This is a genomic window from Paraflavitalea pollutisoli, assembly GCF_029360705.1.
Classification (GTDB): Bacteria; Bacteroidota; Bacteroidia; order Chitinophagales; family Chitinophagaceae; genus Paraflavitalea; species Paraflavitalea pollutisoli.
This window is the reverse complement of sequence record NZ_JARKMX010000002.1, coordinates 438,592-457,095: the sequence shown is the minus strand read 5'-3', so window position 1 is coordinate 457,095 and position 18,504 is coordinate 438,592. Positions and strand designations below refer to the sequence as shown.

The 18,504-nt window shown below is 53.0% G+C and carries 16 protein-coding genes; all 16 read right to left on the bottom strand.

Annotation, left to right across the window (positions count from 1 at the left end):
* Positions 1-27 precede the first annotated feature (27 nt).
* Positions 28-546: a VOC family protein gene (locus P2W70_RS06620; RefSeq protein WP_276480648.1), complete on the bottom strand. Its 519-nt coding sequence runs from the start codon at positions 544-546 to the stop codon at positions 28-30.
* An 11-nt stretch (positions 547-557) separates the two neighbouring features.
* Entirely contained in the window at positions 558-1,007 is a 450-nt protein-coding gene (locus tag P2W70_RS06615) for a GyrI-like domain-containing protein (RefSeq protein WP_276480647.1), read from the bottom strand.
* 233 nt (positions 1,008-1,240) lie between these two features.
* Entirely contained in the window at positions 1,241-2,188 is a 948-nt protein-coding gene (locus P2W70_RS06610; RefSeq protein WP_276480646.1) for a helix-turn-helix transcriptional regulator, read from the bottom strand.
* A gap of 61 nt (positions 2,189-2,249) precedes the next feature.
* Positions 2,250-4,244 carry a (E)-4-hydroxy-3-methylbut-2-enyl-diphosphate synthase gene (gene ispG, locus P2W70_RS06605; RefSeq protein ID WP_276480645.1) on the bottom strand — a complete coding sequence of 665 codons (1,995 nt, stop codon included), beginning with the start codon at positions 4,242-4,244 and terminating at the stop codon, positions 2,250-2,252.
* Positions 4,245-4,384: 140 nt separating this feature from the next.
* Entirely contained in the window at positions 4,385-5,029 is a 645-nt protein-coding gene (locus P2W70_RS06600; protein ID WP_276480644.1) for a tetratricopeptide repeat protein, read from the bottom strand.
* On the bottom strand, positions 5,026-6,027 hold the full coding sequence (locus P2W70_RS06595) for a vWA domain-containing protein (RefSeq protein WP_276480643.1): 1,002 nt from the start codon (positions 6,025-6,027) through the stop codon (positions 5,026-5,028). Before P2W70_RS06595 ends, P2W70_RS06600 begins: the two co-directional genes overlap by 4 nt.
* Before the next feature lie 270 nt (positions 6,028-6,297).
* Complete coding sequence (locus tag P2W70_RS06590; protein WP_276480642.1) at positions 6,298-7,119, bottom strand: penicillin-binding transpeptidase domain-containing protein; 822 nt, start codon at positions 7,117-7,119, stop codon at positions 6,298-6,300.
* 32 nt (positions 7,120-7,151) lie between these two features.
* The gene (locus P2W70_RS06585; protein ID WP_276480641.1) at positions 7,152-7,682 is read right to left on the bottom strand and encodes a hypothetical protein; all 531 of its coding nucleotides are present in this window, start codon (positions 7,680-7,682) and stop codon (positions 7,152-7,154) included.
* The gene (gene treF / locus P2W70_RS06580; protein WP_276480640.1) at positions 7,682-9,289 is read right to left on the bottom strand and encodes an alpha,alpha-trehalase TreF; all 1,608 of its coding nucleotides are present in this window, start codon (positions 9,287-9,289) and stop codon (positions 7,682-7,684) included. The genes P2W70_RS06585 and treF overlap by 1 nt, the downstream gene beginning before the upstream one ends.
* Positions 9,290-9,402: 113 nt before the next feature.
* Positions 9,403-11,559 carry a TonB-dependent receptor family protein gene (locus tag P2W70_RS06575; RefSeq protein WP_276480639.1) on the bottom strand — a complete coding sequence of 719 codons (2,157 nt, stop codon included), beginning with the start codon at positions 11,557-11,559 and terminating at the stop codon, positions 9,403-9,405.
* A gap of 105 nt (positions 11,560-11,664) precedes the next feature.
* Positions 11,665-13,218 (bottom strand): vanadium-dependent haloperoxidase, encoded by a 1,554-nt coding sequence (locus P2W70_RS06570; RefSeq protein ID WP_276480638.1) that lies wholly within the window; start codon positions 13,216-13,218, stop codon positions 11,665-11,667.
* 1 nt (position 13,219) lies between these two features.
* Positions 13,220-14,185: a hypothetical protein gene (locus P2W70_RS06565; protein ID WP_276480637.1), complete on the bottom strand. Its 966-nt coding sequence runs from the start codon at positions 14,183-14,185 to the stop codon at positions 13,220-13,222.
* Positions 14,186-14,216: 31 nt separating this feature from the next.
* Positions 14,217-15,302 carry a transporter gene (locus P2W70_RS06560; protein WP_276480636.1) on the bottom strand — a complete coding sequence of 362 codons (1,086 nt, stop codon included), beginning with the start codon at positions 15,300-15,302 and terminating at the stop codon, positions 14,217-14,219.
* Between the two features lie 96 nt (positions 15,303-15,398).
* Positions 15,399-16,742 carry a vanadium-dependent haloperoxidase gene (locus P2W70_RS06555; protein WP_276480635.1) on the bottom strand — a complete coding sequence of 448 codons (1,344 nt, stop codon included), beginning with the start codon at positions 16,740-16,742 and terminating at the stop codon, positions 15,399-15,401.
* Positions 16,743-16,887: 145 nt separating this feature from the next.
* Positions 16,888-17,448: a hypothetical protein gene (locus tag P2W70_RS06550; RefSeq protein WP_276480634.1), complete on the bottom strand. Its 561-nt coding sequence runs from the start codon at positions 17,446-17,448 to the stop codon at positions 16,888-16,890.
* 199 nt (positions 17,449-17,647) lie between these two features.
* Positions 17,648-18,469 carry an amidohydrolase family protein gene (locus P2W70_RS06545; RefSeq protein ID WP_276480633.1) on the bottom strand — a complete coding sequence of 274 codons (822 nt, stop codon included), beginning with the start codon at positions 18,467-18,469 and terminating at the stop codon, positions 17,648-17,650.
* Positions 18,470-18,504: the final 35 nt, after the last annotated feature.

The following is an 18,504-nucleotide window of genomic DNA, read 5'->3' as shown; positions in this document are numbered from 1 at the left end:
TACAGGGAGTTGTCGTGCTATAAATGATTACGGCTGCGGTGCCGAGTATTTTACGATGTCGATGCCAATGCCATTGGGGTCATAAAAAGAGAAATGGCGGTCGCCCCAGGGCTCATCGCGTATGGGTACGGCAATGTTGATGCCGAGGGCTTTGATGCGGTTGTATTCGGCATCGGCATCATCTACTTCAATGGTCAGGAACATGCCTTTGCCGGCAAAGGGCGCCTGGAAGATCGGTTGTTGCGAGGGGTGGTTGGGTAACAGAAAAGCCAGGTTGGTAGCCTGGTCGGGCGTGTGCATCAACAAGTAGAAGTCGTTCTCGAACGTAACGCCAAAGTTGAGGACACGTTGGTAGAAAGCCTTGCTTTGGGTCAGTTTATCGGTAACGATGCCTGCATTCAGTTTCATAGCTGGTCTTTTGGTGGTGAGCGAATCTTTAGTGGCTGTCGGCTGACCTGCATTGGTGGTGTCTGCTTCCCGGCACTGGGTTAACCCCAACAGGGCACAAATAACGATGCCAGGGAAGATGCGGTGGAGTTTTGTCATGGCTATAGGTTTTAAACGACGCCCAATTGTATTTGAGTGATGTTGTGCTGCGGTTGCTGGAAGTCGATGTTGTAATAGAGTTCCCGCGATTCCTCGGTCAGGGGAATTTTATGGGCGTCGACATGCTGCATGATGTCTCCGTAAGTCTGCGGCATCTCTGTCCAGGGGCCTTCGTGGTTGTGGGTGAGGGCTTTGAAAGCAGGTAACTGCTTGACGGCGAAGCGGCTGGAGCGGATGGTGCCTTGTACGGGAACGGCGATCTCCAGGGTGAATTCGGTATCTGGCTTACCATCCATGCCATGGTAGACCCAGATGACGGGGCCGCTGATGAGTGCATCGAATTCTACCGCTTCAGCAAACAGGTCTTTGGCGACTGTGCCCACAAAATCGCCCAACTGGCCGATGGTGGTGCGGTGACGGCTGTAAAGAACAGTAACCGGGGGATAGGTCTTGATTTGCATAGTAAGTGCTTTTGTTTGTACAAAGCAACAACCGGCTAGTGACAGCCCTATGTCAGGAGGCATGCAAAAATGGAAATTAGATAATTGGAAGAGCTGAACATGGAGGTCCATAATAGCCTGGTGCTGAAGGTGCGGACAGGTGGGTGCCTATTGGAGCCTGGACCGAGCGTCGGCCGAAGCGGAAAGGAAGTGCCACGAAAAGGAAGATCGGCGGGTTGAAATGCCCCAAAAGTCTACCCGTGATGGTTGTGCAACTCCGCCGCATACTGCTGCAGGAGGGTGACCAGGCCGGCGGGCGACTCCACCCTCACGGCATTCGTATACATCAGCAACCAACGGCCAAAGCCACTCATAGAACCCGTCAGGAAGTGCATACGGATGAAGTCGGCTTCTTCCTCTTCCCGCACAAACCCATAGTAATACTTCTGCTCGCGCATGTATTTCACCACGTCTTTGTCAAAGCGCAAGACTACCTCCTGCAATTCATGACTGCTCATCATCTGCTTCAGGTATTCCTGCAAAGAGGGGTGCACCGATAGATCGTATTGTTCGTCTTTCAACTGCAAGCGCCGGATACGGCTCACCCGGAAGTCCCGGTAGCCATTGCGCAAGCGACACCAGCCGATCAGGTGCCAGTTGCCACTGTAATGACAAAGACCAATTGGTTCTATCACCCGTTCGCTGACCTGCTCGTTGTAATTGGAATGATACAGTATGAAGATGGAACGTTTGTCCGCTATGGCCTTTTGCAGGGCCGTCAGGTGCTGGCTGGGCGCCTCTTCGTCGGGAATGCGTGAGCGGATGATCTCGATGTGGTCGGCCAGGATATCCATCTGCTCTTTATCGGTGGTGCGCAATACCGCCTTGATCTTGAACAGTGCCGTTTCGAAATGCTTCTTGACCGACTCATCCGTCATATGGGCGGCGAGTTTGCCACCCAGCAGCAAAGAGGCGGCCTCTTCCTGGGTAAACATCACCGGTGGCAGGCGGTAACCCTCCATAATGGTATAGCCGGTGCCAGCCTCGCCGATCACTGGTACGCCGCTCTCGTCGAGCGCCTTGACATCGCGGTACACGGTACGCAGGCTGATCTCGAACCGGTCGGCGATCTCCTGGGCCGTCACCCGCTTCTTGCTTTGCAGGTGCGTAAGAATGGCGTGCAGTCGGTCTATACGATTCACAACAGAAGGTAGTTTTGTTTTTGGCTATAAGGCGATCGCTGGGTGTTACTTGGCTATTCCGTTATGGTTCCACCCAGGCTTCATTCTCTTTCAACAGGTTGATCAGTTCTTCTACAGCAATATGACTATCTACATTCCGCTTCACCACATCCTTGCCCCTGTAGAGCGTGATCTTGCCGGGACCGCTGCCCACATATCCGAAATCAGCGTCGGCCATCTCTCCGGGACCATTGACAATGCAACCCATGATGGCGATCTTGACGCCCTTGAGGTGATTGGTGACCGAACGGATCTTGGCCGTCGTTTCCTGCAGATCAAACAATGTACGGCCGCAGGAAGGGCAAGAGATATATTCTGTTTTCGATATGCGGGTACGCGTGGCCTGCAGTATCGAGAAAGCGGTATTGTTGGTAAACTGGAAGATGTCTTTCAGTGGCAGGTAGGTACGGCCTGTTACCTGGATATTCTCCATCTGGGCCTGACTGCCATAACCCAGGCAGATACCATCGCCAAATCCTTCCAGCAGCAGCGCGCCGGTCTCGGTGGCAAAATGGATCAGGTGCTCATCCGGCGTCTGTTCATTGCTATCGGTGATCAGCACCACCGGATTCTTGATCTTCCGCGCCTGTAGTTCCGTCACCATGCGTCGCACGGATTGCATCGCATTCTGGTTGGTACTGCTGAGGCAGATGACTACGGTTGGGTCATTGGCCAGGGCATCGAGGTAGGTATAGTTGTTGATCGGCGTCTCGTCGCTGAAACAATCGACCATCACAAAGTTGAGGTGATCGCTTTTCGCTTCCGCCGTAGCATACCCGCTATCGTTGAAGATAGGGAAGTACTTGGTTTTATCTTCCGCCTGTATCCAGGCAGCAGGATACGTGATCACTTTCAGCATGCCGGGCAGGGCAAAGGGCACGATCTTATTGCCGGTGAAGATGTAATCTGCCGCTGCATCACCGATATTCCATTTGTCGGTAGGCTCATCGTAAGTATAACCGATGCTTTGCAGGCTGGCGGGCGTTATCTCTTCTACTTTGCTGAGGTCTGCAATGACCACCGGTACCTGTTTGCCGCCGATATTGTCGACGGTGAAGGTTTCGCGGCGCTGGTATTCGAAAGGATTGTAGGTGATCTTCTCCATGGGAGGCGTAACACCACCGGGCTTTCTCTTGCCTTCGTATCTTTTGACGAGGTCTTTACAAACGGGTATCTCAAACTCGGGATCTTCTGTGAGTGACACACGGATGGTATCACCGATACCGTCTTCGAGCAAGGTGCCAATACCGATGGCCGATTTGATACGTCCATCTTCACCGTCACCTGCTTCCGTAACACCGAGGTGGAGCGGATAACATTCGTTGAACTCTGCGGTCATACTTTGTACCAGCAGGCGATAAGCTTGTACCATGACCTGCGGGTTGCTGGCCTTCATACTCAGGATGATCTGGTGGTAGTTCTCCGCACGGGCAATGCGCAGAAACTCCATGGCGCTTTCTACCATGCCGATGGGCGAATCGCCATAGCGGCTCATGATACGGTCGCTGAGCGAGCCGTGGTTGGTGCCGATGCGCATGGCGGTGCCGTACTCGCGGCAGATCTTCACCAGCGGGGTGAAGCGTTCGCGGATACGCTCGATCTCCTCGGCATATTCTGCATCCGTATAATCGATCTGTTCAAACTTCTTCTTGTCGACATAATTGCCCGGGTTCACCCGCACTTTTTCGATGATGCGGGCCGCCACTTCTGCCGCATTGGGTGTAAAGTGTATATCGGCTACCAGTGGTGTATCGTATCCTCTTTTGCGGAGTTCATTCTTTATGACGAGTAAGTTCTCTGCTTCTTTTTTGCTGGGGGCGGTGATGCGTACCAGCTCGGCGCCGGCTTCGATACAACGGATGGATTGCTCTACTGTCGCAATAGTATCCATGGTATCCGTGGTAGTCATCGTTTGCACCCGTATGGGGTGGTTGTTACCAAGCAGCAAATGTCCAATCTTAACTTCCCGGGTCTGGAGGCGCTTATATTCTGTCAGTGATTCACAGTACAGCTGCATGTGCTTATTTGTAATTGAGGTGCAAAGGTACAAAGAAGCTGGTAGCCTGCGGCCATTGGGCCTTGGGTCAGCACCTGCTCTTTATTCCCTTGAATGTCAGTTAAAACGAAAAGTGGACGGTAATTGTTGCAGGAATTTGGCTACCAGTCCTTTTCGGGTTGGCTGGCGGCGCGGGTCTTGTTTTGCTGCATTTTACGCTGCACTTCCTGCTCCTTCTGCTCGAGCGACTTGAGGAACTGCTCTATCTTCTTCTTGTCGAGCTTGGGTTGCGGCTGTGGCTGCGGTTTCTGCTGCTTCTGGTCTTTTTTCTGGTCCTGCTCCTGCTGCTTTTGCTGCTGTTGGTTTTGTTGCTGCTGCTTTTTCAGCTCCGACAGGGCTTTCTCCAGGTTGTAGCGGGTGATCGCATCCTGCGGATCGAGGCGGAGGGCTTGCTTGTAGGCCTCGATGCTTTCCTGCAGCTTTTTCTGTTTGGTCAGGGCGACGCCCTTGTTATAGGTAGACCGTTGTTTGAGTTCGTTGGTCGTAGCGGCTGCCGCAGCGGTATCGAAGTCTTTCACGGCATTCGCGAAATCATCTTTGCGGAAACGCGCATTGCCGATATTGTAGTGGCCCACCGGGTTGCCCGGGTTCAGCGACAACGCTTTCTCGTACTGAGGCAGGGCTTCTTCGAACTTGCCTTCTTTGTACAGTTTATTGGCTGAGCGAATGGCCTTGTTCTCGGTCTGCGCCTGTGTGGCGGCCGTGCAAAGGGCCAATGCCAGGGTGATGGTTAATGACCTGTTCATGGGGCTACACGTTTTCTTTCGGGGTAAAAGAATTCCAATACCAGCAATACCAGGGCGGCGCCCAGGAACCAGGGAAAATAATTCTTGAAGTTCTTGAAAGCGCTATCGTCCATGGAAGTCGATTCGATGGTAGCCAACTGGTCTTTCAGGGCTTTTACCGCTTCTTCGATATTCGAAAGTCGCAGGTAGATGCCTTTGGTGGCTGCAGCCAGTTGCTGCAACTCAGGTTCATTGAGTTTGGTGATCACGGTATTGCCCTGCTGGTCTTTCTTGAAGTCGCCGGTGGCAGGGTCCGGGATGGGGGCGCCTTCGGGCGATCCGATCCCAATGGTATTGATCATCACGCCGTCTTCCGTCAACTGCTGGGCGAGGGGAACGGCCCCGGGGTCGTGGTCTTCGCCGTCGGTGATCAGGATGATGGATTTATACTTTCTTTCTTTACTGTTGAAGGCGGTGTTGCTCATGCGGAGCGCTTCGGTGATCACCGTACCCTGTGCGGGTACTACATCGGGGCTCGCCTGCTGCACAAACATACGGGCAGCGCTGTGATCGGTGGTCAGCGGCATTTGCATATAGGCCCTGCCGGCAAACAGCACCAGGGCGATCCGGTCGTCGGGCAATTGCTCCATCAGTTTGAGCACCATTTGCTTGGCCCGGTCGAGGCGACTGGGTTTGATATCATCCGCCAGCATACTCTTACTCACGTCGAGGGCAATGGCTACATCCACCCCTTTGCGCTGCACCTGCTCCATGGGTCCAGGCTGCTGCAGGTTGGCGGCACCGGTAATGATGGCTGCCAGCGATACCGCCAGCAACAGGAATTTGAAGAGGAAGTTTTTGGGGGAATAGCTGCCGGTGAGCTGCCTGACCAGCTGTTCGTCGCCGATCTTCCGGGCGGTCTTTTTCTTCCAGCGAAGCACCCACAAAAACAGGGCAATGACCAGCGGTATGCCCGCCAGCCCAATCAGATATTCTATATGTTGAAATCGAAGTTCCACGTTCACGAAGGGGTTAGATCAATAATCAAACCAGATTGGAAATGTAGTACTTATTTCCCATAAAGAGAAGGCTTTCAAGTTATTGAAAGCCTTCGGGAATGCTAATTATTTGTTGAATCGAGCTCGGCGCGGGCAGGTAGGGGCGGGAGCTAAACTGGTAGAACAGATCGTCGCGCTGGCATGCCAGCTAATGGCTTAAGCAGACGAGTCAGGTAGCCAATCCTACAAACCAGGTATTCCTGGGATCACCGGGCCGGTTCTGTCAAGTCATTAACGCTTGCCTTCCATGAACCCCTTGTGTTTCAGGATGTCTTTCAGCATCTTGATGCGTACGGGCGCCATATCGAAGTTGTGGTCGTTCGATTCTATCTGCAACACGAAAAAGTAAGGGTGTTGGTTCTCTTCGATCCAGCCTACGATCCAACCGAGGGCATTGCCTTTTTCGGTGAAACCCCAGCCTGTTTTGTACGAAAGGTGATAGTTGGCGTCTGTTTCCCAAAGCATCATATCACGTACAATGCGTTGTGATCTTTTCTGGAAAGGGAGTTGGTCGAAGTAGAGCTTTTTGGCGATGCCCAATTCTTCATCAGCCGTTACTTTGGCGCTGTTGTCGAGCCAGAACGTATCGAGGTTGTTGCCAATGGTAAACTTGCCATAGCGCTGTGCATAGCCCAGGGTGTCGATCCATTTCTGCATGGCGGGTTTGCCGATGCGGCGGGCCAGCTCCTGGTACCATGGTGGGCAGGAAATGCGGAAGGCATCTCTCATGCTCATGTTGCGGTTGCACTCGGGCCGGCCACGGTCGATGCCATCCCAGTTGATAATGGTAGAGCTATCCAGCGCTTGTCCGGTTTCGAGACCGATCAGGGAGTTGATGATCTTGAAAGTCGAGGCGGGCAGGTACACGCTATCGGTAAACCGGGGCAGGTTGTAGACTGAAAAACGACCCTGGCCATTGTCAAACATGCCGAAGGTGCCGGTTACTTTGTTCGCGTCAAAATACTGCTTCAGGTCATTCTCTACATCCACATTATTGGGCGAGCAACCAACAAACACAAGGGGCAAAAGACAACAGATTATCCAGCGGGTCATGGTAAAAATTTGTGCGAAGGTAACTGTTTGTCTCATTTTTTGCTGAGCACAGCCCGCTGGTACGACCTGATCTGGTAGCTGTCGACGGTCGGTGAGTCTTCCGTGCCTTTACCGGTGGTGGCCAATGGCTTGGGCGGGTGGGAGTAGAATTCTACCTGTAGCTGACCATTTTCGATCCAGTAGCTGTTGAGAATGGTGACCGTACCCACCGTAAAAGCGCCGGCAAACTTGCCACCGATCCAGTATTGGTCGAGCACAATGCCATTGACCTCATCGATCACCCAATGCCCCTTCGCCACATCCACCGGTTTCAACACATAAGGGCGGCTATCCTGCCCCGGCTTACCGTACACGATATGCCAGGTATATTGGCCGGCGCTGTCGGGATGAGGCCGCACGGTGAGCTCCATATTGACCGTTTTAGGCGTATCCGCCCCCTGCGAATACCAATGCAACGTGCCCTGCCAATGGCCGATAAAATCTTTTGGAAAGGAGTGTTTATTTTGTGCGAAGCTGGTAAAGGCGGCCAGAAAAAGGATCAGGGTTAATAAGTACTGTTTCATTATTGTTCTTTGGGCATTCCGTATTTGCTGATGAGTTTAAGTAATACACCGTTGGTCCAGCCAAAACCATCCTGTCCCGCATATTCTCCCCCACCGGCTTCCAGCTTGGTATCAACTACATTGTATTTCTCCATGAGTTTGCCGGTGCGCTGAAACACTTCGATGTTGAGTTTCATCCAGCGGTCGGCGATATCGCGGGCCAGCTCGCGCTGACCACAACGATCAAGTCCCCAGATAGTCATCCACTGCAGGGGCGCCCAGCCATTGGGGGCATCCCACTGTTCACCGGTAGCATGGGCGGTGGTTTGTACGCCACCATCCCGTAGCAGCTGCTCACGTACCACGGCGCCCGCCCGGCGGGCCAACAGGCTCATGTAATCGAGCTTGCGCGTATACACACAAAAGGGATACATGCCGGCAGGCGATATGATGGTAGATTGTTTCAGCGTGCGGAAATTATAATCGACATAGAAGTTGAGCTTGTTGTTCCAGCAATATTTGTCGATGGACAGTGCTCTTTTCTCCGAGATCTTCCGGAATACGGCCGACAGGCTATCGGCATGTTTCACCACATAGGCCTTGGTCATCACGATCTCCAGTTTGTAGAGCAGGGCGTTGAGGTCTACGGGAATGTAGTCGGTCGTTTGTATCGAAGTAAGTGTTTTACCATCTGCCAGCCAGCGGCTGCTGAAGTCGATGCCACTCTCAGCACCGGCACGCAGGTGCGTATACACTTCCGTTTTGGGGCGTTTGGTCTTATTGGCGGTCTCTACGTCTTCGCGGTAGCTTTCAGGGCGTGGGGTCGGACTGTCATCCCAATAGCGGTTCATGACCGTGCCGTCTTTCAACTTCACTACCCGCCGCGCGGCCTGACCGGGTTTTAGCTTCTGTGCGCCTTCCATCCAGAACTGGTATTCTTTTTCCAGCGCAGGCAGAAAGGTGGTGTAGATGGAGTCGCCTTTGATCTCGGCCAGCAATTCGACCATCAGGGCAAAGAAAGGAGGCTGTGAACGACTGAGGTAATAACTGCGGTTGCCATTGGGAATATGGCCATAGGTGTCGATCAGGTACGCGAAATTCCTGACCATGTTTTCGACCATGACATTTTCCCCGCTTTCTTTCAGTCCCAGCAGCGTGAAATAAGAATCCCAGTAATAAACCTCGCGGAAGCGGCCACCGGGTACGATGTAAGGATAAGGAAGTGGTAAGAGCGAGGTGCCTTCCCGGGCCTGGGCGCCCATGGGCGGTGCGCCGGGCGTAATATCGGGTTCGCGTTTCAATACACCCCATAGGTTCCTGATGTGCATGACTACATCTTTCTCCCGGGTGATATAGTTCAGTTGTGGGGTATGTGGTAGTTCGAAGTTTTCCTCCACGAATTTCTTCAGGTCAAACTGCGGGCCTTTTCGCATCCCGTAATCATACATGATGTCTTTGGGAGCGCGCTTGGGGATACAGTCCACGAATGTTTTTCCGTCGGGAAAGATCTTACTCATCTGTACCTGGTGAAACAGATCGCCATAGATCTTATCGGGGGATGCCGGCAACTGGGCAGTAGCGAGCAATACAAACCCCATCAAGGAGATCAATCCTATCGTTTTCTTCATAACCGACCGGTTTGGATGGTTCTAAATTAAGCAATATATCTCCTACAAAAAATACACCCCCGTAGAAACGGGGGTGACCATTTATAACTAACTAAGACTAATTACGTCGTTTATTACAGAGAAGCGCCGATGGAGAAAATGATCGAACGGCCATCAGACGGGTATATACCGCCTGGGCCGGGGAAGAATGGAGGACGCTCTGTAAAATATTGTTTGTCGAAAAGATTGTTCAGGGAGCATTTCACATTGTAATGTTTGGCAAACCGCCAGGTGAGGTTGAGGTCAACCAGCTGGTAGCCAGGTACCAGGCCAATGGTGCCGCTGGCATTGGGCTGCACCGTATTGAGTGCGTCCGCATAAGACTTGCCGGTAATGCTGTACTGTACCGTGGCAGATAATCCCCGATATCCCATTTGCACGCCGTTGCGGCTGATCCAGTTGGGCGTCGTTTCGATCCAGTTACCGGTTACATCGATGTTGGCACCATTTACAGTAGCCTGCCCGTTCTTATAGCGTGCATGGATATAGGCTGTGGAAGTAAATACCGAAAGCTGGAAGGGGGAGCGGTATCCGCTAAGCCAGGCCAGTGGCTGGAATTCTACATACAGTTCTGCACCCCGCGTGGTGGCGTCGCCAATATTGGTGCGCAGCAGATAGGTTTGGTTGTTCTGGACCTGGGCCATGTTGCCCACCCGGTTGCCGTAGTTCATATTGAACAGGGTGAGGTCGAAATGCAGGTACTGGCTGATGCGGCCACGGACACCCAGCTCGGCATTGCTGCCGCTGGCATCCTTGATATTATGATCAATCTTATTGAGGTTGCTGGTGGGGATGATGTCGGCAAAGATTACTGGCCGGTAAGCCTGTGCCCAGTTGGCAAATACAGTTAAAGTACTGCTGGGTTGGTATTGCAACCCGGCACCCAGCAAAACAAAGCGATGCGGAATGTTGACAGGGATCTCCCCTGCTGTGTAGTTCTTGATGGTGCCATTCATACGGGTCTCCCCGTTCTCGTAGCGTATACCCGCCGTCAGCAACCACTGCCTCGACAACTGCAACATGTTTTCGGCAAAGAGCGATACGTTCTGCGTTTTGAAATGAAGGTCCCTGCCCCATTGCGGATCGGTCAGGCTGAGGTCGTAATCGAACCCGGTAGTACCCTTGCCCAATTGCATGCGGTGCAGGTCGTTGTTGATGTAGCGTACACCGGCTACGACGGTAGATGGTTTGCTGAACAGTTTATAGCTGTGCCTCACCCGCAACTCCTGCGCATAACTGTGGTATTGATCGATGTCTACCTGGCGTGGGTTATAGCTGCCCAGCGTGGTATTGAAAGTGTCTTTCACGGTGCTGAGGGCGATGAACTGCACACTGTTGCGTGAACCCAGTATGGCCGAACTGATGAAGTTGATCGACGTGTTCTTGCTGATATCGTAGTCCAATCGCAGCGAGGGAACATGGATGGTGGGGCTGTAGTAGTTTCTCGTACGCGTAGACTGCCGCGGGTTGGCATTGAACTGGGCATCAGTCAATCCCCCGTTCACGTGGTTGCGGTAGTCCATCAGGTTGTATTCGGCCCGCAGGCGCAACCTGTTTGTAAAATGATAAGTCAGGTGAGCATGGGTAGCTACATAACGGTATTCGCTGTTCTCGCGGTAGCCGTCAGACTTTCGGTAATTCACATAGGCATAATACTGCAGCTTGTTAACCTTGCCACCAATGGCATTATAGGTGCTGAGCAGGCCATAAGAACCGGCAGCGTTCTGTGTTTCGAAACTGATCTTGCGGCTGCTATCTCCTTCTTTGGTAATGTAATTGACCATACCCCCAAACTGGGCGCCGTATTGCAAAGCGCCGCTGCCCCGCACCAGTTCGATGCGCTCGATGGATTCGGTAGGCGCATTGAAGTGGCTGGCCGGATAGCCATACAGGTCGGAGTTGGTCATGACGTCATTATGCCGCACATTCATCTCCCACGAACGGTGGGCGGTGAGGCCGCGGGTGGCGATATTGACCTGGTTGCCCGTGCCGTCGTTCTCGTACACAAATACACCGGGTATTTTGGCAAACAGCTGGCGGGGATTATTATCCGTACGGTTCACATCGAGTTTGTCGAGGTTGATGACCTCCGTCTTCCGTGCTCCATACATATAGGTGCCGTGGATGGAAGACAATGTTTGTACCACACCCTGTTGCAACCGGGCGATGACGGTGATGCTATCGAGTGTTTTGGCCTTGAGGGTATCGGTCCTGGTGTGGTCTTGTGCCATTACCAGTTGGGAACAAAGGCAGCCTGCTCCTAAGAGCAGGTGCCTTGTGGTGCTACAGGAAAGAATATGTTTAGTCAATATCATTATTCGCTCTGGTGTTTGGGTTTAATTACCGGCACCATCGGTCTTGGCCCGTTCTGCTGCATAGTTGCCGATCTTCTTGCCTACTTCCAGTCCCACTTCACAATCAGCGCGATAATGTATACCGCCGTACATACGCGACATAGATGCCTCGCTGGCCATTGCCTGGTAAGCGCTGGCTCTTTCTGGCACCAGGTGTGAGAGGATGGCGGCGGCAGCTCCACTAAAGGTGGAGTGGCCGGAGATATAAGCCGGGAAATTGGGAATGCCCGTCAGCGTTTTGATCTTGGGATCCAGTTGTGTGGGGCGTGGGTTGAAATAATAATACTTGGTATCCCAGCATACGATGGCCGCATCCATGAGTGACATGTTGAGCAAGGCCATGTTGCGCGCCCAGCGGATCTCGCTGTAGTTCTTGGTGATGAAATCTTCGGCGGCAATAGCGTCCCAGTGACCCGGAGGGGTATACGTACCCGCACCATCGGCCCAGAAGTGCACGATGCGCAGGCGTTCGCGCGTAGGATTGTTGACGTATTCGTAGATCTCATTGGTTTCATGCTTCATTTTTTCGCTGCCGGTGAGTGGTGGCGGACCGGGACGTAAAGACACCGCCGTGAGTGAGTCGAAGAGGAAAGGCTTTACAACACCAAATACCGGTAACATAGGCGGACGTTTGGGTGTCTCGAGGCTGTACCAGGGTTTCTCTCCGCGTGCTTCGCAATCTGTTTCCAGTTTCTTCCAGAGTGTGGCATTGCCACCGGCTGTACCTGCCCGGTCGCCCCGGGCGCGGGTCACGAACTTTTGGGCTACCGCTTTGCCGAGTGCTTCACCGGCTTCTATATCGCTGCGCACGTTGGCACCGGCGATGAGGCGGGCACGTTTGTGTTCTTCTGCTTTCCCTTGAATGAAATCCTGGTCGCCGGGGAAGAGTAGTTTCAGCATCTCCACGGCGGCACCAACTACCACGGCATCTTCCGATGGATAGGAGGGCAGGTCGGTTTGTGGTACCAATACCTGTACCGTCGCATCGACCTTGTAAGGCGCTTGCCGGTTGTACAGTTTCTTATAGTGCCAGGCTGCCACCAGGGCATCGTATTGGGCGGCGCTTACATACGCATAAGCACGTGCAGCGTAAGGAGGGTTGGCAAAGGGAAAGAATGGATAGGCCAACGGGTTGTTGGCGTTGGGCGCCGGATAGGTGCCGTCGGCATTTTGATAGGGGGGCAGGTTGTGCTTGGCCACCAGTTCGCGCAATATCTCATTCCAACGCAGGATCGCGCCGGCGCTCCAGTATTTTACAATAGCTTTTTCGTCGCTGGTGAGGTCGGCCTGCCAGGTCTTGATCTCATTGATCTGTGCGATGTAATCCGGTGTGGTGGTGGCTGACGGTACCGGCACGGAAAATTCATTCGCGGCGGCCAGCAATACGGGCTTCCAGGTGCCTCCCTCGATATCGGTTTTGGCGGGCTGCAAGGCGGGCAGGTCGTCGGTACGGCCTTTTACATCTTTGGAGCAGGCGATTGGCAGGGCAATGGCCACTGCGACTATGGTGGTAGTAACGAATAATAACTTTTTCATGTCAGTTCTTTTTGGGTGAAGTGGTGGTCTTCCTGCTGGCGGCAAAATCCAGGATGTAGAAAATACCGCCGTATACCGTGGTGGCCTGGCCCATATTGCGGCCGGCGATGGTATAGTTGCCACCGCCGATGAGCGAGAGGCCACGCAGTTGTGCTATTTCGTATTTGACATTGGCGCCCACCCGGGTGGCGTTCATCTTGTTGCTGGGAAAGGGCATGTTGTTGCGGGTGATGTCGAAGCCGCCGAGTGTAGTCCAGTTGTCGATGATGGCCTCCGCTACCAGGTTGCCCTGGCGGTATCCTGTGCGGAAGTTGAAGGAAGCGGCATCGGGCATGTCGACCTTGTTGGTATAGTGCATCTCGGTGGTATAATAGGCCGAGCGGTCAATAGAGATATTACTGCGTACCACATAGGTGGCGGAGCCGGTAACGTAGAACCAGCCCAACTGGTAATCGGCCATGGCACGCAGGGAGAGATTCCGGCTGCGCAGTCCGATAGACAGCGGTAGGAAGTCTGCTGCATAATTGGAGGCCGGCAGTGAGTAGCCGCCGATGGCATAGGCCGAGAAGTCGCCTTTGCCGATCTTTTGCTCGATGGGCATCCACTTTACCCACAGGCTGAAATCCTGGATGCCGTTCATGCCGTGAAGCGTGCCGGCCGAGGCTTTGGTGGAGACATACGGCAGGCTGAAGAGCACATTGAGTTTGTCGGTGATGCCATAGTTGCCCATAATGGCAGCCATTTGTGTGGAGACGCGACCCAGGTTTTCGTTGTCGCGTTTCATTTTTCCTTCCCAGTAATCGGTCCAGCTGCTGTAGCTATAGACCGGTCCGAGGCAAAACTTGTTCTTGGCCATCATGATGCCGTCGATCTCCGTCTGTGCAGCTGCCTGTTCCCGAAGGAGTACCAGGCAGCACACAGCGAATAGAATGCGTTGAATAAGTTGGTTAGGTATTGTGCATTTCATCTGGCAGTTCAATTTTAGTTAGTGGTATTGGTTAAAACCGGAATGAGCAGCCGATGTTGATCGAGTAGTCGGCGAAGGCTGCATCTCCCTGCGCATAAACGCCGGTGATCCGGGTTCGTTGCTTATCGGCATAGCTCTGGGTACGGTTGCGTTGCAAGGCTACGGGTACCGTAACGAAAGCGCTGAATTTGGGGAGGTTGTAGGAGAGGCCAGGTTCTGCTGATAGTACATAACCTGGTCTTCTGAATCCGCTGCTGCCACCAATAAGGTCACTGGAGGGCACGCATTCCATACGAATACCTGCTGAAGCGGTTAGTTTGTCGAGCGTATAGTTGGCGCCGCCGCGGACCATGTATTGATCGGGCACACTCATTACGCTGCTGCCGTAGGTAATGGCGGTTGCCGCTACGGGGCTACCCCGGCCGGTGGATACACCATTTTGCTCACGCGGATTGAGGAGGTAAAAGAAGCTACCGTACACGCTTATCTTCTTCGAGAAGTTGTAGTAGGCGTTGATCTCCGTGGTGAAGCCGGTGCCGCCATCCCCCAGCTGGATCGACTGGTCGACGGGACCGAGCAATTTGGTGGTATCGTTTTTAACGAAGAAGTCCTGATACTGGTAGTCGCCGGTTGGTAATTTGATGCCCAGGCCAACCTGTATATTGGCATTGGGCGATTTCATGGGGTCAAACAGCCAGTAATAGCCAGTGAAGCGGATATCGCCGATGCCGAAGGAGCTTGTTTTGTGGCGGGCATTCTTGGCGCTGTTACCTCCATGTTCATACAGCGATGAACGTACGTTGGAAATAATGGGCAGGTTCACAGCCAGCGACCAGCGGTTGTTGAAGTGGCGTACCAGGGCCAGGTCGAGGTTATGAGTCCAGTTGATGACCTCTGTGTTTTTCTCGAGTCTTTCCTTTTGTTCTTCTGTGCCTACAAAATGTCTGAATGATCTGAAGTAGCGGTAGGTGGTATTGAGTTGCCATCCTTTGTGTCCGTCGGCCATGGCGTCGGGTTTCGTACAAACGGCACCGGTGCTACGGATGGCTACACAGCCTTGTGCGTAGGCAGCTGCACCAGCGAGGAGCATGCAGCAACAAGCAATTAGTTTTTTCATGTTTGGCAGTAGTTTTTGGACGTGTTGATTCTAGCGCATTTTCTTCTTTGGTATTTGGGTAGGATATCTTGTTTTCGGATGGGTAAAGGATCTGAATCAATGGGCAGCCAGTTTACTGGCCTGTTTATCTGTCTGCAGTTTGCTTATGATGTAATTGCCGAGGCGCAAGCCCTGTTCTTTGGCTACTTCCACGGATTTGCGGTAGTGAATGCCGCCGTAATAACGGCTGATACCTGCTTCGTCAGCCGCCTGACGAACGGAGGTGAACTTCCGGTCGGGCCAGCCCCAGCCCCGCTCGGTGGAATCGCTGAAGGAAATATTGTTTCCGTACAGGTGTTCGAGTACGGTAGCGGCGGCGCTGGAGATTTCCGAGTGACCGCTGGTATATTCCGGGAACGGTGGTGTTTGTAAGAACGGTTTCCACGCCGGATCGATGAATTGGTTGATCATCGATTCGGGGCGAATGAGTGCCCAGGTATACTTGGCGTCCCAGCAGGAGATGAAGGCATCCATGAGGGCGAAGGATACGATGGTATAGGTATGTATGGTTTTGGCAAAGTTGACGTTTCTGTCTTTGCAGATGATGCCGACGATGCCCATCCAGTGGCCGCCGGGGGTCATGGCTTTGGTGGCAAACATCGCGTGGCCCACCACATTTACCTTGAAGCCGTTGCAATCCCAGAAGCTGGCGATGGCTTTCTCTTCTTCGGTGAGGTTATTGCCGGTCTCGTACACGCCTTTGGCCCATTGGTAGAATTCGCTGCTGCTGTCTTTGCTATACGTGGCCGGCGGCGGTGGCGCAAATTGACTGGCGCTGTCCATGGCGATGGTGCGGATGGTGCGCCAATGCGGTTCTACAGCCTGTATATAAGCAGGCGGCGTGGGTATCCATTTCCCTTCTTCTTCGGGAACGGTGTATTTGGGGGCAGAGCGGGTTTGTGCGTAGTTGTCTTTTTTGCTCCAGCCGAGTACGGCTTTGGCTACCTCCATTCCATAGGCTTTGGAGTGTGCTTCCATCGAGTCGGGCATGCCGTGGTCGAGTGCCTGGTCTTTGAGGGCATTGACGATGCTATCCATGGTCGCATTGGAGAAGGTGAGTGTTTTGCCCACTTCCATCATGGCGATCATGGCGGCGTAGTGGTGGTCTATTGGTTTGCCTGCCGGTGCTTTGGGTACTCCCTCAAATCCTTTGAGTTGTCCGGCAAGCGACAGGTAATTGCTGTCACCAGCTGCCATGGCTTCATAGCCGGCCAGGTGGGCATAGGCGTATACCCTGCTGGCTACAACCGGCGTAAAGATGTTGAAGGTCATGATCTCCGTGAGTTGACCGGTTAGCTTGCTGTACAAGACAGGATCGTGCATCACTGCCTGGTAATCATCTTTGGGTTTACAGGACACAATGGAGGCGCACAGTAAGATGGCCAAAAGGAACTTTTGCATGTATAGTCGGATATGATGGCGTATCTGTTCCATGGCAGCCTTGTGCTGCTTTAGAACACGGGTTGTGATCGATGTGCTGGTAATGCCAATGTAAGGATGGCCAATACGAATGCTGCGAGACGATCAAAAGTGAGTCACTAGAAGATTAACCGAGCAACTCCGGTGGTTGTTCTGGCGTGGCGGCATAGGCGCCTTCCGGGATGACTGCTGTTGTTTGGCGGAAGTGTAGCGGTTCCGCGTGGAGTGCGGCCAGGCTCCACTCGTTCCTTTGGGAACAATATTCCGTGGAAAAACTATGGAAGGAAAAGGCGTGGTTGTCTGATTTTTTGCTTTGGGACGGATGCTGCAAATCGTTGACGAGTTTGAAGAAGTCGTCGCGGGCCGTTTGCAGTTTCATTTTTTGCTCATTGGGAAGACAGAGGAGCACGAGCTGTCCGTCCTGCACTTTACGTTTTACATATTTATAGTGGATACCGTTGATCTCTATTTCACCATCTACCCGTTCAAAATCGGTCCAGTTGGTCTGATAGGGGAGGTCGAGGGTAACGCGCATTTCGACGAGCCTTGATTCGTCGTAATCGTGTTGATCCAGTTTTGCTTCGAGTGCTATATCTGCCTGTTGCTGAAGGATGTCTGCTAGAATGCGGTAGCCAAACCAGTTGAAGGAAAGGAGACTTAGTAACAATATGGCGGCGCATTGTTTCAAAGCAGTCGTTTGTGTGTGGCTTACACAATATAAGGATTTTTGTGATGAGTCCGGAAATTATTTGGGAGAGGCGGTGCCGTGAGTGGAGGCGGTCGAAAGGCTGGCGGGGAGCGGGTTTTCAGGTAAGGCCTTGAATTACAAACGGGTATCTGGAATCAAGGAAAGTGGCGGCTCACAAGGACTGCGAGCCGCCAATGATTTATAAAGAATAGAAGGTTTGGGCATTGCGGCCAAATACCTTGTCTTTCTCTTCGGCTTTGTAGTTTTCCATGTATTTCTCCAATAGGCTTTTCCATTGTACATAGATGCCACTGACCAGCATCACCGGCCAGTCGCTGCCAAATACCAACCTGTCTGTACCAAAGGCTTCGAACACTACATCGAGATACGGATAGAATTCCGCCGCACTCCAGGTTTTCCAGGCCGCTTCGGTAAACAGGCCCGACAGCTTGCAATAGACCTGTGGCTGTTGGGCGATCTCCTTCATCAGGGCAGCCCATTCGTCGATCTTCTTGTGCTTGATATCGGGTTTGGCGCAGTGGTCGATGATGAGCTTCTGATCGGGAAACTGCGCTACAAACTCCACCGCCGGCTTCAGCTGGTGGTGAAAGATCAATACGTCATAAGTATAATTGTATGCCTTCAGTGCCCGCACACCTCGCTGGAAGTTGTGCCGTAGCAGGAAGTCATCCGGTTCTGCCTGCACCACATGGCGGTAGCCGCGGATGCTTTCGTATTGGGTAAAATGTTCGAGCCGCTCTTCGATGTTATCAGCCTGTAGGTCGAGCCAGCCCACTACCCCTTTGATGATGGGATGGGTGCGGGCAAGTTCCGACAGGAACCTGGTTTCTACTTCCTCCTGGCTGGCCTGCACTGCCACTACCCCATCGACCCCGTTGCGCCGAAGCGTAGGTTCGAGGTGTTCGGGCAGGTAGTCTTGCTGCAGGGTCTTCATGTCATCCATCCAGCTATCGCGCTGCTTGTTGTACTTCCAGAAGTGTACGTGTGCATCAATCACCATGGTGTAGGCATTTTATAGGTCTAAGCTACTCCATT

Excerpts from the sequence above, each read along its gene's own strand:
- P2W70_RS06620 (WP_276480648.1), bottom strand. The coding sequence starts at position 546 with ATGACAAAACTCCACCGCATCTTCCCTGGCATCGTTATTTGTGCCCTG.
- P2W70_RS06615 (WP_276480647.1), bottom strand. The coding sequence starts at position 1,007 with ATGCAAATCAAGACCTATCCCCCGGTTACTGTTCTTTACAGCCGTCAC.
- ispG (WP_276480645.1), bottom strand. The coding sequence starts at position 4,244 with ATGCAGCTGTACTGTGAATCACTGACAGAATATAAGCGCCTCCAGACC.
- P2W70_RS06600 (WP_276480644.1), bottom strand. The coding sequence starts at position 5,029 with ATGAACAGGTCATTAACCATCACCCTGGCATTGGCCCTTTGCACGGCC.
- P2W70_RS06590 (WP_276480642.1), bottom strand. The coding sequence starts at position 7,119 with ATGACCCGCTGGATAATCTGTTGTCTTTTGCCCCTTGTGTTTGTTGGT.
- P2W70_RS06585 (WP_276480641.1), bottom strand. The coding sequence starts at position 7,682 with ATGAAACAGTACTTATTAACCCTGATCCTTTTTCTGGCCGCCTTTACC.
- treF (WP_276480640.1), bottom strand. The coding sequence starts at position 9,289 with ATGAAGAAAACGATAGGATTGATCTCCTTGATGGGGTTTGTATTGCTC.
- P2W70_RS06575 (WP_276480639.1), bottom strand. The coding sequence starts at position 11,559 with ATGGCACAAGACCACACCAGGACCGATACCCTCAAGGCCAAAACACTC.
- P2W70_RS06570 (WP_276480638.1), bottom strand. The coding sequence starts at position 13,218 with ATGAAAAAGTTATTATTCGTTACTACCACCATAGTCGCAGTGGCCATT.
- P2W70_RS06565 (WP_276480637.1), bottom strand. The coding sequence starts at position 14,185 with ATGAAATGCACAATACCTAACCAACTTATTCAACGCATTCTATTCGCT.
- P2W70_RS06560 (WP_276480636.1), bottom strand. The coding sequence starts at position 15,302 with ATGAAAAAACTAATTGCTTGTTGCTGCATGCTCCTCGCTGGTGCAGCT.
- P2W70_RS06555 (WP_276480635.1), bottom strand. The coding sequence starts at position 16,742 with ATGCAAAAGTTCCTTTTGGCCATCTTACTGTGCGCCTCCATTGTGTCC.
- P2W70_RS06545 (WP_276480633.1), bottom strand. The coding sequence starts at position 18,469 with ATGGTGATTGATGCACACGTACACTTCTGGAAGTACAACAAGCAGCGC.